This window comes from Membranihabitans maritimus (assembly GCF_021729145.1).
Lineage (GTDB): Bacteria > Bacteroidota > Bacteroidia > Chitinophagales > Saprospiraceae > Membranihabitans > Membranihabitans maritimus.
In genome coordinates this window covers 38,441-52,887 of the sequence record NZ_JAJSLW010000001.1, presented here as the reverse complement: position 1 = coordinate 52,887, position 14,447 = coordinate 38,441, and the positions used below count along the sequence as shown (strand labels likewise).

Here is a 14,447-nt window from a genome sequence, read left to right as displayed (position 1 = left end):
ATTAAATTCTTTTACGGGCCGTTTGAGGGAACCTCCCGCATTATATTATAACCGGATTAATGCGCCGTCCGATACACTAAATTCATTAACAATTAAATTGCTAACTCAATGATGAAGTTACGAAGATTCTGTAGAAAAAAGCAAAAAATAAAAATGCTTTTATGCTGGATATTTTTAATGGCCCTTCAAATTCCGCAGGTGGGATCTGCAGTGCCGGACAGCCAGGACGAAGTCCTGCTGGAAGAGGCATTTTACAAAATAGGGCAGAAATTTGAAGTTTTTTTCAACTATGACCGTTCCATTGCATCCGATATTACAGTGGAATACAATGAGGATCGTTATACCTCCTTGGAGGAAGCCTTGTCTTTTGTGCTCAGAAATACTAATCTGAAATACCGTTTGTTTGACCAAAAATATGTGGTAATTTATCAAAACGACGAGGAAGGATTGAAGTCCCTTAGGAAGATGATCGAACATTTCCAGGATATCGTGGATGAAGGAGAACTAGTGAAGTCTAGAAGATCCAAGGTGCTTGCACCGTTGGGTACTTTTAGTGCTCAAGAAGTGTACAATAAAAGATTGGTAGTCAATATTTCGGGTACGGTGACAGATCAAGTCGGTGAACCACTAATAGGTGTAAATGTATTGGTGAAGGGTACCAATAAAGGAGCGTCCACTGACTTCAATGGGAATTTTACATTGGAAGATGTAGATGAAAATGCTGTGTTGGTTATTTCATATATCGGATATCAAACTCAAGAAATATCTTTGGATGGAAAACAAATTATAGCAATAAAATTACGAGAAAATATATCTGAATTGGAAGAATTGGTAGTCGTTGGGTATGGAAGTGTAAAAAAGTCCAATATTACTACTTCAATTTCTAATATCAAGGCAGAGGCTATAGAAAACAGACCTATTACTTCCATTTCAGAGGCATTTGCCGGACAACTGGCTGGAGTTAGAGCAATGAATGCAAGTGGAAAACCGGGGCAAGATCTTAAAGTTGTTATACGTGGAACAAATAGTGTAACTAGCGGAGTAGAACCGCTTTATATAATTGATGGAGTTCCAACTACTACCTTGCAGGACATCAACCCACAAGATATTGAAAGTATTGAAGTATTGAAAGATGCTTCAGCTGCAGCAATCTATGGTGCACGTGGTGCTGGTGGAATTGTAATAGTTACAAGTAAATCTGGAAAAATTGGAGCACCTACTTTATCCTTTAATAGCTATTATAGTATTCAGCAAAGAGAAAATGTAATTGATGTAATGAATAAAGATGAATACATAGAATGGTCGACTTGGGCAAGAAATGAAGCTTGGGTAAGGTCTGGAGGAAATATTGACGATCCTAATAGTGTGCGATCATCAGTGACTGTTATACCTTCAAGTTGGAGTAATCCTGAAACCGTTCCTAATGTTGACTGGCAAGATGAAATATATCGTTTAGCCCCCATGCAGAACTACCAGTTGTCATTGTCTGGAGGGACAGATAAAGCAACTTACCTATTATCTGGTAATTATGTCAATCAAGAAGGAATTGTAATAAATAGCGATTATGAAGTTTTTTCATTTAGGTCAAATACAAATTTTAAAATTACACCAAAAGTTAGCGTGGGGTTAAATCTTACACCATCTTTTTCTACTTACACCGGAGGTCTTGTTGATGGAAAAGAAAGTCTTCCTCATAAAGCAACTTTTATGTGGCCAACTTTAGGAACAGATATCGGAACTGAAAAACTAGGATACACCGAAGGGATGATTAGTTTTTTGGTTAATCCAATTGCTCTTTCTGAAGAAACAATTGATCGTGTAAATAGAAATAGAATACGTTCGTCAATTTTTCTAAATGCAGAAGTATTGAAAAATCTTCAATTCAGAACGTCTTTTGGTTACGATCGAAGAGAACATAGAAATACTTATTTCCAAACCTCCAATGTAAGGCTAGGATCATTACCAATAGGAAATGAAAGTAGTACTACAAATGCATATTATATCTTTGAGAACACACTTTCGTATAAAAATCAGTTTAATAACAATCATAATCTCAATGCTTTGGTGGGAACATCAATTGAAGGTGAAAACTATTCTTATTTACGCGGCGAGGCCACGGGATATCCTAATGATTTAATTTATACAATGAATGTGGCAGCAACACCAACTACTGCAACCTCTTCAAGAAGTGAACATCGTATAGCATCAGTTTTTGGAAGGGTCTTATATGATTTTAATGAAAAATATTTATTTAGTTCTGCACTAAGATATGATGGATCATCTCGATTTGGAGCTGAAACGCGTTTTGGTTTGTTTCCTTCTCTTTCTGGAGCCTGGATTCTAAGTAAGGAGAGTTTTATGAGAGATATAGGTGTAATCAGCTTTCTGAAACTACGTGCTTCATGGGGGAAAGCGGGAAATAATTTTATTGGAAATTACAGTGCCATAGGTTCAATGTCTGGGTCAAGTTATTCATTTAATGGAAATGTAATTGGTGGATTTAGACCGGGATCTATTGATAATCCAATACTTGGATGGGAATCAACGGAAACAAGTAATGTGGGAATTGATTTGGCACTTTACAATAACCGGGTCCAACTTTCATTAGATGGATATTTGAATAATACGAATGACATGCTTCTTAATGTACCAGTACCCACAGCGACGGGGTTTGGAAGTAATATTACAAACATCGGTCAAGTTCAAAATCGAGGGTGGGAAATGGAAGTCTTTGGACGGATAATTGAAAAAGTCAATTTTAAATGGGAATCAACATTTAATCTTTCAAATAATGTAAATGAGGTTAAACAACTTGGGGAGACCAATGAACCTATTATCGTTTCCAGGTGGGGTGCACCTACAAACATCACAGAAGTTGGTGAACCAATGGGAGCCTTTTATTTATACGAATCAGACGGACTCTTATATTCATTGGATGATCCCCATCTTCCAAATCAAGAAGTTGGAAACACAAAGATTATAGATCAAAATAATGATGGCATAATCGATAATAGCGATAGGAAAATATTAGGAAAAGCAAATCCCGATTTTATTTTTGGACTTCAAAACTCATTTAAATTTAAAAATTTTGATTTAAGGTTCCTGCTGCAAGGTCAGTGGGGTGCCGATCTCTTTTTTTTCATGGCTAGAGGTATAGATTTTGGAGAGCCGCATAAAAATCAAAGGAAACGTTGGTTAAATGGCTATCGGTCAGCCGAAGAACCAGGGGATGGCACTGTACCGCTGCCATTTGGTATGGGGGATAATGCATGGTTTAATGATTCATGGCTATATAATGCTGCATTTTTAAGAATTAAAAATATCAATATGGGCTATTCATTACCAAAATCATTGCTAACCACACTTGGTATTGATAAATTTCGAATTTACATAGCATCTGACAATGTTTTTACTTTCGATAGTTATCCAGGAGTTAATGTAGAAGGAAATTCGGATGGGAACCTAACAACCTATCCAGGTCATGATTATGGAACGCACCCACTTACGCGAAAATATATGGTTGGAATTAACTTAACTTTTTAAAATCTAAATCATGAAAAAATATAAAATCGCAATATTATTATTTTATCTGATTCTCACTTTTAGTTGTGAAAATTATTTGGACAAGGCACCAATTTCGCAATTTAATACTGGCTCTTTTTATGAAAATGAAGAAGGAGTATTATTAGCAGTTAATGGTGCTTACAATCTTTTTAAAAATCCGTATATTAACTACCTGCCACAAATGGCTGAAGCTAGATCTGATAACCATTCGACATCATATTCTGTTTATAATTATACAATAGTAAGTAGATTTAATGATGACGAAGTTACAAATATATGTTGGAGTGCCTGGCAGGGATACTATAGAGCTATTACAGCCTGCAATTATGTACTTGATAACATTGATAATGTAGAGTTTACTTTGGGAGAAGAACGAAAGATTTTTGCTAAAGGTGAAGTAAGGTTTTTAAGAGCATTGGCTTATTTTGATTTATTTAGATTGTTTGGAGGAATTCCTCTTGTAGATAAGGTTTCGACACCAGAGGAAGTAAGAAAAACTCCCCGGGCCACTGATACAGAGATGTATAAATTTTTGATTGATGAATTAAAACAAGCCGCAAATGAATTGCCAGCGGCATGGGAAGGAAATGATATAGGTCGAGCAACCTTATATGCAGCAAAGGGTATACTTTCAAGAGTTTATCTTACTCAAAAAGACTGGAATTCTGCAAAAGCGGAATTAGAAGATATTATTAATTCCGGATTTTTCGAGCGTTTTAGTAACTGGGAAGATATTTGGGATGATGCTAATGACAATGGGAAAGAATTTGTTTTTCAAATCCAGTTTGTTTCTGGTAATATAGGACAAGGAAATAGTTACAGTTCAGAAGTTATTCCACCTGATATAAGCTCAGATGAAGTGCCCTTTGGAGGTGATAATGGGTATTTCTATGCATCTCAAGATATTTATGATGCTTTTAGCGATGAGGATAAAAGAAGAGATATTACTGTTCAAAAAGGTTATAAAACATTGACTGGGGATGTAAATACTTCTACAGTATGGGTAAAGAAATTTGTGGTCGGTAATGCCACAGCTAGATTTGATTTTGAAATTAACTGGCCTGTTTTACGAATTTCTGATGTCTATTTAATGTATGCTGAAGTTCTTAATGAATTAAACTACTCATCAACCGGCCAAGCTTTGGATATACTCAACTGGAATAGAAATCGTGCAGGTTTAGTACCTCTCAATTCTTCGGAAGTTTCTAATCAAGCATCTTTTCGTTTGGCTATTGAAAAAGAAAGACGGTTAGAATTTGCATTTGAAAATATACGTTGGTTTGATTTAGTCAGAACAAATAGAGTTTTTGAAGTTGTCAATTCTTTTTTAGTAGCTGAAACTTATCCTGATCCTAATAATTATAAAGTTAGAGATCATCAGTTGTTATTCGCCATTCCCAGGGAAGTATTAAATCGTAATCCTGACCGAGATTATATGTGGCAAAATCCGGGATATTGAGTGTTAGGAATAGTCTGTAAAATGAAATCCCTGGGAATACTTTTTAGAAGTATAGGCAGACGGATCTTTTAAAATGAGATTAATTTAACTGTTTTTGCAATCATAAAATATTAAGGAGTAGATTGGTGCTTTAAAACAAAGAACTTGAAATATCATGAAAAGACTAATAACAAATTGTTTCCTAACTTTGTCTGTCTGCTGTTTTATGACGTCTTGTACAAATAAGATTCCCCCACTGGAAACCAATAGCCTTAAGCCATTTGGCATGACCGGTAAGGCGGTTTATATTTTAGAAGGGGGTGTAGAAGCCGAGCTTTTTTCTCACAAAGGGAAGGGAGTAATTAATCATATGTGGTTTGGTGGGAACAACCGGGGCTGGGATGATGGCTTAGGGAACCTGAAGATACGCATCTATGTGGATGGCGAGGAAATTCCTTCGATCGATATGAGTCTGTTAATGGGGCATGGCATAGGTTTTCTGGATCCGTATGCTCCATGGGGAAACCATAGGATTGGAAAGACAGGATGGCCAGGCGGCCTGTACAATAGTTATCGAATCCCATTCCATCGCAGCATTCGCATAACAGGGCAAATACCAAATGGAGAACAAGTCAAAAGCGCTCGATTTTGGTACTCCATTCGTGGCACGGAGAACATACCGATAGAATTTTCCGGAGTGAAAATTCCAGATAATGCACGGTTAAAACTTTATAAGTTGGAGGATTACAATGCTAAATCCATGGAAGAATTCAATATGTGCCATATAGATAGTATTTCAGGTATGTTATACCAGGTAGCCATAGCGGCTAATAGTACCGGATGGGGATATCTTGAAAGCACAGTCCGTGCCTATATTGATAAATCTGAAAAACCTCTTCTTTTATCTTCCGGACTGGAGGATTATTTTCTTGGAACTTATTATTTCAATCGAGGCCGTTACGTTACGCCAATGGCTGGGCTTACACATTTTGAAGAAAAAGATCATTCCTTTTCAGCTTTTAGGCTCCACGAAGAAGATCCACTTTTTTTTAGCAATGGATTAAGGTTGACACTAGTATGTGGTGAGAAAACTGAGAGAGAAAGCTGGACTGCGCCGCCTACTAATTATACAACTTATGTTTGGGTTTATGAGTGGTAGACAAAAATATAAATAATCAAAGGTGTTCCTGTACACTTTGATTGAGTTAAGGAGAGTTGTAGAATGAACTGTCGTGGATGCTTGGGTAGTTTGAATAAGTGGAGCTTCCGAATCGACGTTTTTCATTACAAAACAACTATCTTCTTGAGCAATTGAATTTTTATTTTTAGAGGGAATTCAGTGATCAAATATGACGGTAATTTCAATCTATTTAAAGGAATTTTGTTTACTTATGAAGAACCCTGCAGGTTCAGATTGAACATTAAAATCCCTCTTGGCCGGACTTTGATAGAAGCCTGGATTTATCGGAGTAAGCTTTATATTCCGGAAGGTTTAAAAGAAGACAAACCTCTGAAGGGCTTCCGAATTAAAGGTAATGAAATCAATGTGAAAAAAGAATGAAAACGATAGAAATTACCGAACCACGAGTTATTAAATGGGCTGATCGTCAGGAACCTGAATGTGGCCGAGAAGAGGTTTTATTAAAAGTGAATTATATTGGTCTATGTGGTTCGGATTTGAGTACGTATTTAGGTGAAAATCCCCTGGTCGAATATCCGAGAATCCCCGGTCATGAAATTTCAGCAACTATAGAAGAAGTTGGAAGTCATGTTCCTGATAATTTTAGAGTGGGAGATCATGTTACGGTCGTTCCATATACCCATTGTTACCAATGCGCTTCCTGTAAGCAAAAGCGATTTAATGCTTGTAAATACAACCAAACGCTGGGAGTGCAAAGAGACGGTGCTATGAGTGAGTACTTTGTGGTGCAGTGGCAGAAAGTATTAAAGGATAACGGACTCAATGACTATCAATTGGCGCTGGTGGAGCCATTGACAGTCGGATTTCATGCTATCGATAATGCGAATGTTTTGGATACAGACACCGTGATGGTCCTGGGCTGTGGCATGATAGGAACAGGTGCCATCCTCAGAGCTGCCTGGCGTGGGGCCACGGTGATTGCTGTTGATATTGATGATTGCAAATTAGAGATAGCAAAACAACTGGGAGCTCATTATACCATCAATTCCAGGAATGATGAGCTTCATCTTATACTTGATCAATTAACCACTGGGTTTGGACCAACAGTGGTTGTTGAAGCTGCAGGAAGTCCCATTACCTATCGGACAGCAATTGCAGAGGTTGGGTTTTCAGGAAAGGTGGTTTGTATAGGATATACCAATCAGGAAGTAGCTTTCCCAACCAAACTTTGGGTACAAAAGGAATTGACCATTATGGGTTCCAGGAATGCCAATCCAATGGATTTTGAGGCGGTTATCAGGTATTTAAGGACTAGCAATTTAGGTGAAAAAGAGCTTGTGACCCGAATTATAAGACCGGAAGTTGTAGGGGAAGCGATGAAAGAATGGGCTGAAAAGCCCGGGGGTATTTTAAAAATTTTAATTCAATTCAACTGAAAATTATGTTAAAACCAATATGAAGATTACCTATAGCGAGGGGTATATTTAATGAAGAGTGAATTACTCGAGGATTGAGACGAATCTGATGAAATAGAAGTTCTTTGCATTTTAATCGAAGACTATGTAGAAAAGTTTTATCCAGTAAAATATCCTAATCTGCTCGATGTTATTCAATTTCTATTGTACCAGATGAACTTTAAAAATTGGATATAAGTGAAATTTTAGGTTGCTGAAGCAGGGAATATGATGCTTTTTAGTGGGCAGGAAACTAAATCTGAATTTGAACCGCAAACTTCGTAAGAAACTGATTATTCTTAGTGAAGTACTCATCCGAAAATATTGATAAATTAACCTTTACCACTTCTTCTTGGAAAGTGTCAAATATAACCGCCCATATATACTGCACCTCATTTATATCCTCCTTTGTATTGGAAGTTAGGATTACCGAATCCATAGCATTATTAACACCATTAATCCAAATCAGGCGAATAGTTTTAAACTTCCAAAAAATAACCTCTCTAAGAACAGAATTATTTAGTTAAGCTGTTGAAGAAAAGCCATGACTTATAGAAGTTTATAAAATTAATATTGTACAAGTTTATTTATGTGAAATTAAATGTGGATTATTTTATTGTTTTACATTCTTAATTTTAAGTAATAACTTATTACTTTTGGGTTCTTCTATAATTTTTGTAAAATTTAGTTAGAACTATTGCGCAGAATGATATCAAATTACTTAGGCTGGGTCCTCTTTTTATTTCTTTCATTTTTCCTGAATAAAGTAATCGCACAAGAAAGAGATGGCTTTCAATTATTGGAATACATTGACTTTGATAAACCTGCAGACAACTGGCAAAATGCCAGTGATGTCTGGTGGGGAATGGGTGATCTGGCTGACGAGGAAAAAATTGTTAATGGAGAGGGAGTGCTGGTAAATGTCCCAACCGAAGAAAACCGGGGTCACTTACTGACAAGAGAATCGTATGGAGATATCGAATTGGAACTCGATTTTATGATGGCTCCGGAATCCAATTCGGGTATATATCTTATGGGACGATATGAAGTGCAATTACTGGATAGTTGGAAAAAAGAATTTCCGGGACATTATGATTGCGGTGGAATTTATCAACGATGGGACGAGAATAGAGAAGAAGGGCAAAAAGGTTTTGAAGGCGTTCCACCACTGGTAAATGCAAGTCGTGCTCCCGGACTATGGCAACATCTGCGGATATTTTTCAGGGCGCCTCAATTTGACGAGAATGGAAATAAAATAAAGAATGCCCGGTTTGAAAAAGTATATTTAAATGGTTTATTGGTCCAGAGTCAGGTGGAGGTCGGTGGCCCCACACGGTCTTCGTTTTATTCGGATGAAAAGGAACTAGGACCATTGATGGTTCAGGGAGATCATGGAAAAGTAGCCCTGAGAAATATAAAAATCAGTAGCTTGGGTGAAATAGAATATGATGAAAATGAATCCGTAGAAGATCCTATTTACGTCAGACCTAATGGTTCGCCCTATGTTTTGCGAAGTTACCTGGATTTTAATGGTGAAAAATTGCCTTATGCTATTTCTGTAGGCTATCCCGAAGGAATAAATTATTCGTATGATACCCGGCAAGGGGCGCTGTTGCAGGTGTGGCGGGGGGATTTTATAGAAACTACCGGTATGTGGCATCGTCGGGGGAATTCGCAAGTGGCTTCACCTATGGGAAGTATTGTTACCTTTTCTGACCTTCCCAATCTAACGGACAGGGATCGGATAAAAGAAGAATGGATAGGTCTTTACGAGCTGGAAGATATACATATGGAAGGGTATACATTGGATGAAAGGCGGAATCCTGTTTTTCAATATTCATTGGAAGGGAACTCTGTCAATGATCATATTGCTCCGATGGACGGTCGATCGGGGTTATTGAGAAGGGTCGAAATTTCTTCCCAGGATAAAAATTGGCTGTTTCGTGTCGCTAATGGAAACCTAATTCAAAAAGTAGCAACCAATTTATACCGGATTAACCATTCTTATTACATCGAACTAGATCAAAAATACGCTCCAGAAATACTTTCATTGGGGAAAAATCAGGAACTGAGGGTTCCCCTTTCAGATCAGCCTGATTTGTTCGAATATAAAATTATCTGGTAGGGCTAAGAGCATAAAAAAATGGAAAAAACAAAAAACCTTTTCATCAGCAGATTTTTTTATATTTTCCTGGCTATACTTTTTCTTTTTAAAGGGTATGGGCAGCATGAGGAATCCGATTCTGTTTATTATCCGAAAGAAGAAGATTATTATCAAATCCAGACGCTGGAGATTCCGCAAGATATTATTTTAGAAGTAGGTGGATTGACTCTTTTGCCCAATGGTAAATTGGCCGTTTGTACGCGGCGGGGAGAGGTGTGGGTCGTATCCAACCCTTATCGAAAATATGGAGAAAAGCCGCACTACTCTTTATTCGCACAGGGATTGCATGAACCCCTGGGGTTATCGTATCACGATGGCGATATTTTTGTTGCCCAACGTCAGGAATTGACGCGATTGCGGGATGTTGATAGCGATGGAAGGGCGGATGAATATAAAACGGTTCAGGCTTTTCATTTGACAGGCAATTATCATGAATATGCATACGGACCTGTTTTCGATAAAGAGGGCAATATGTTTGTTACTCTGAACCTGGGTTGGATCGGAGGCGAAATGTTGAGTAAGGTCAAGTGGCGTGGATGGATGATGAAAATAACCCCTGAAGGGGTATTAATTCCTTTCGCTGCAGGTATGAGATCTCCGGCCGGCTTAGCGATTGATGATAGCGGGAGTATCTACTATACGGACAATCAAGGAGGTTGGATCGGGTCTGGTTGGCTGAATGTACTTGAAAAAGGTGATTTTGTAGGACATCCCGCATCATTGGCCTGGTCAGGCGAAGAGAATTCTCCCATTGCATTGAAACAAGAAGATATACCCAATACGGGTGAGCCAATGTACAAAGTTGCCAAAGATATCGAAGGGTTGAAATCGCCTGCTGTCTGGCTGCCGCATGCTGTGATTGGTGTTTCCACTTCTGATATTTTGACCGATCCGGGTAGCAATTTTGGTCCATTTGATGGACAGATATTTATAGGTGATCAGGGGCAAAGTATGATAAACAGAGTCTTTTTAGAAGAAATCAATGGTGTAAAGCAAGGAGTGGTTTTCCCATTTAGAAGTGGTTTTTCTTCCGGAGTCATGCGGATGGATTGGGGGAGAGACAGTTCTATTTTTGTTGGGATGACTGCCCGCGGTTGGGGTTCGACCGGAGGTGAATTGTACGGATTACAGCGATTAGTATGGAATGGGGAGGTTCCGTTTGAAATGAAATCGGTGCAAATAAGACCGGATGGTTTTGAAATAACCTTTACAAAACCCGTCGAGTTATCATCTGCGAGGGATGTTCGTTCCTATAATATTAGATCTTTTACATACAAGTATCACAAGAAATATGGCAGTCCTGTCATAAATTCCAATCCCACTGGAATAAAAGCAATTGAAGTTTCTAAAGACCAGAAGCGTGTTAGGTTGGTGTTGGATTCGATTCGGCTGGGATATATCCATGAGATAAGTTTGCCGGGCGTAATTTCTTTACAAAACTCGGCCTTATTGCACAGCGTAGGATATTATACCGTGAATCAGATACCAACGGGAGATGAGTTGGTACTTACAGAAAGCAATAAAGTCCAGGCGCCTATACAGAAAACGGAAAAAAGTCCGGGATTTACAGTCGGTGTTGGAAAAAGTATGAGTGATGTTTCCTCGGAAGATAATTCAAAAGATATTGATTTGTTATTAGCTAAATATACCTGTCAGTCCTGTCACCACTTGTCAGATAAGCGAGTAGGGCCATCGTTTTCGGAAATTTCGAAAAAGCGGTATTCCATCGAAGAAATGATTGAATTGATCCAATCACCCAAACCCGGCAATTGGCCTGAGTTCGCTACGCCAATGCCTCCTATGTCACATGTCCCGGAAGAAGATCTGGAAAGAATAGCAAAGTGGATCCGGGGTTTGGATAAATAGAATCATCCATATAGCGCAAATTTCGTCTGTGGTTGGCAATGTTTTACCAATTTGGTAACATTTTGTATATTTAAATCGTTATGAGAGTGATTGCTTTGAGTACTTTACGGAAGTATTGGCTAAAACATCCTTTGACTGAAGAACCGTTGAAGTCTTGGAGCGAAGAAGTTTCTAACCCACTTTATTCACGAAAAAATCATGAATAATGGCGACGATTGATTGTAAATAATTGATCTACAATCAATCGTGCCAGGATTAGTCTCCTGACGATAAATGTCAGGACGCGACAGGCAATTGCAAAATATTGGTCACCCAAATTTGGGGAATGAACTGAAATTAACACACTGTCTTCTGTTTTTAATGATTTTATAATCAGTATTTTGCAATTCGCCTGCCCTTTGGGCGAAAAATTCTATTAATTTTCCGGATTAAAGCTTCGTGGGGCAGTACAAATGAGTTAAAGGAGGATTTTGGAAGTGCTTCCATTATTTCTTCGAAGCGAGTTGTTTTTAATATTAAGGGCAATCACCATAGATTGATAGTGGATGTGGAGTATAGACTGAAAATAATTTTTATAGTTTGGGTAGGAACCCATTCGGAATATGATCGAATTGATGTAAAAAAGGTACAATATGTTAAAACCAGTAAAAAATAAGGAACAATACGAAGCTTACCTGGAGCGCGCGTATGAATTGATGCAAAGTGAATTACTCGAGGATTCCAACGAATCAGATGAACTCGAAGTGTTTAGCATTTTAATTGAAGAATATGAAAAGAAGTTTTATCCCGTAGGTCCTCCCAATCCACTTGAGGCCATTCAATTCCGATTAGACCAGATGAACCTGAAGAAGTCCGACCTAAGCGAGATCTTGGGCTATCAAAGCAGGGTGAGTGATATTTTTTCGGGACGTAGAAAACTAAATCTGAATATGATCCGCAAACTTCATAAGAAACTGAATATTCCTGCAGAAGTTCTGATACGGGAATATTCCCAAAATGATTGATACTGCGTATTTTTATTGATATGGTCTTCCAGAATGTTCTAAACATGTCTGATTTTAGCTGCCAATTTGCTTATAATAAATACTTTATGTTTGGCTTAGCCTCTGGAACAATTGTGCAAACTGAAAACACCTGAGCGGAAAATGATCACATTTACTAATCTAACTAAAATGGAGCCACTGAACATTAGCGTTTTCTAAACCACGAATGTACGAATAGATCGCTCGCATTTCTATCCAACAAAACCACACCACGGTTCTCGTCATCCCGCAGTTAATGCCCCAAAAGGGATTACTATGTGACGGGACTGACTTGACGATCTTTCCTTAAATTGTCAGTAGTGGATTCACCCAAGGAGTCCTTTGCGACCTGACAAGAACCTTAGTTTTGTTAACTTTTTTAGCCTTATGTCATGGGGATCCCAATGGGACTATTATTTATTTTTGTATTTAATTCCGGGCTGAAATATATCTGCAGGAATTGTATTTTTGGCAAAGCCATGGATCAGTGAATCATTCAACTTGATAATAAAAAGTTTAGTAAATATGAAGAGTACAATAAATATTACTCAAATAAAGAATGGCAATAAATATCCCATTCTTTATTTTTCGCTCTGTTTGATAAGTATTTTATTGGTTTCATGCGCCGAATCAAAAGATGATAAAAAAGAAACCTCATCCGGGGAAATAGAACACGGCATTGTTTTTTATGAGGAAGGAAAATTTGCAGGATGGCCTGCCAATAATGGAATGTGGAATTGGGATGATGAAGTGTTGATGGGTTTTGTGGTTTCGGATCACAAAGATTCCGACGGAGCCCACACGTATGATTCCAAAGCAGCCAGGCATAAGTATGCCCGGAGTATGGACGGTGGAAAAACATGGAAGATTACGGATGCTTATGATATAGGACAAAAGGGATGGGCCTATGACCACTATATTGATGGTGAGGAAGTAGCACCAGAGGAGTTGAAGGAGGGCGTGAAAGACTTTACCGACCCTGATTTTCTAATTACTTTTCAAAGACATAACAACAATGACGGTCCTACTCATTTCTACTATTCTCAGAATAGAGGAAACGACTGGAAAGGGCCTTATTGGTTCCCTAACCTCGGCACAGATGGGGTTGCCAGCCGAACCGATTATTTAGTCAATGGCAAGCAAGATCTTTTTGCTTTCCTTACAGTAGCTAAATCCAATAAAAAAGAAGGTAGAGTAGTATTGTCGCGCACTAGAGATGGGGGCGTAAGTTGGGAATTGGTGTCATGGGTAGGCCCTGAACCGGGGAAGTTCGAAATTATGCCTTCAAGTGTCCGGTTAGGGTCAAGTGAATTGTTAACGGTAATTCGTGCTCGATCAGTAGATGGGAAAAGCTCTTTATCCAGTTATATATCTACAGATAATGGCGATTCATGGGAAAAATTGGAAAACCCGGTGGAAGATACCGGGGAGGGTGGTTCACCTCCTGCGTTAGTGAAAATGAATGACGGACGGTTGGCATTGGGGTATATTTATAGAAGTACCGAAGGTTCTAGGGTTAATGTAAAATTTAGTAAAGATAAAGGTAGAACATGGGGGAAGGAAATTGTATTGCGGGAAGGCGATGGCGCTACTCGAGATGTCGGTTATCCACAAATGATCCAGCGGCCGGATGGTAAATTATTGATGACATATTATTGGAATAATGCCTTGCAAAAACCGGATGCGCCCTATAGGTATATTGCGAGCACCATCTTTGATCCAGAGGATTGAAAGTGAAGTTGTTCTCATTTTGTTAATGCCTTTACAATTTCTTACTTTGGATATTAAATGATCTGAA

At 38.3% G+C, this 14,447-nt stretch carries 9 protein-coding genes; all 9 read left to right on the top strand.

Annotation, left to right across the window (positions count from 1 at the left end; all coding sequences use genetic code 11):
• Positions 1–108 precede the first annotated feature (108 nt).
• The 9 genes from LVD47_RS00180 to LVD47_RS00145 all read left to right on the top strand — a co-directional run bounded on the left by LVD47_RS00180 (position 109) and on the right by LVD47_RS00145 (position 14,380).
• Entirely contained in the window at positions 109–3,543 is a 3,435-nt protein-coding gene (locus LVD47_RS00180) for a SusC/RagA family TonB-linked outer membrane protein (RefSeq protein ID WP_236973487.1), read from the top strand.
• 10 nt (positions 3,544–3,553) lie between these two features.
• Positions 3,554–5,023: a RagB/SusD family nutrient uptake outer membrane protein gene (locus LVD47_RS00175; RefSeq protein ID WP_236973486.1), complete on the top strand. Its 1,470-nt coding sequence runs from the start codon at positions 3,554–3,556 to the stop codon at positions 5,021–5,023.
• A 265-nt stretch (positions 5,024–5,288) separates the two neighbouring features.
• A complete protein-coding gene (locus LVD47_RS00170; RefSeq protein WP_236973485.1) occupies positions 5,289–6,161 on the top strand; it encodes a DUF2961 domain-containing protein in 873 nt (290 codons plus the stop codon).
• 398 nt (positions 6,162–6,559) lie between these two features.
• Positions 6,560–7,579 carry a zinc-binding alcohol dehydrogenase family protein gene (locus LVD47_RS00165; RefSeq protein WP_236973484.1) on the top strand — a complete coding sequence of 340 codons (1,020 nt, stop codon included), beginning with the start codon at positions 6,560–6,562 and terminating at the stop codon, positions 7,577–7,579.
• A 724-nt stretch (positions 7,580–8,303) separates the two neighbouring features.
• Complete coding sequence (locus LVD47_RS00160) at positions 8,304–9,722, top strand: 3-keto-disaccharide hydrolase (RefSeq protein ID WP_236973483.1); 1,419 nt, start codon at positions 8,304–8,306, stop codon at positions 9,720–9,722.
• A gap of 18 nt (positions 9,723–9,740) precedes the next feature.
• Positions 9,741–11,627: a DUF7133 domain-containing protein gene (locus tag LVD47_RS00155; protein ID WP_236973482.1), complete on the top strand. Its 1,887-nt coding sequence runs from the start codon at positions 9,741–9,743 to the stop codon at positions 11,625–11,627.
• A 385-nt stretch (positions 11,628–12,012) separates the two neighbouring features.
• Positions 12,013–12,282, top strand: a complete 270-nt coding sequence (locus LVD47_RS23920) for a type II toxin-antitoxin system HigB family toxin (protein ID WP_369427725.1) — start codon at positions 12,013–12,015, stop codon at positions 12,280–12,282.
• A complete protein-coding gene (locus tag LVD47_RS00150; protein ID WP_236973481.1) occupies positions 12,260–12,631 on the top strand; it encodes a helix-turn-helix domain-containing protein in 372 nt (123 codons plus the stop codon). Before LVD47_RS23920 ends, LVD47_RS00150 begins: the two co-directional genes overlap by 23 nt.
• 543 nt (positions 12,632–13,174) lie before the next feature.
• Positions 13,175–14,380: a sialidase family protein gene (locus tag LVD47_RS00145; RefSeq protein ID WP_236973480.1), complete on the top strand. Its 1,206-nt coding sequence runs from the start codon at positions 13,175–13,177 to the stop codon at positions 14,378–14,380.
• The last annotated feature ends 67 nt before the right edge of the window (positions 14,381–14,447 follow it).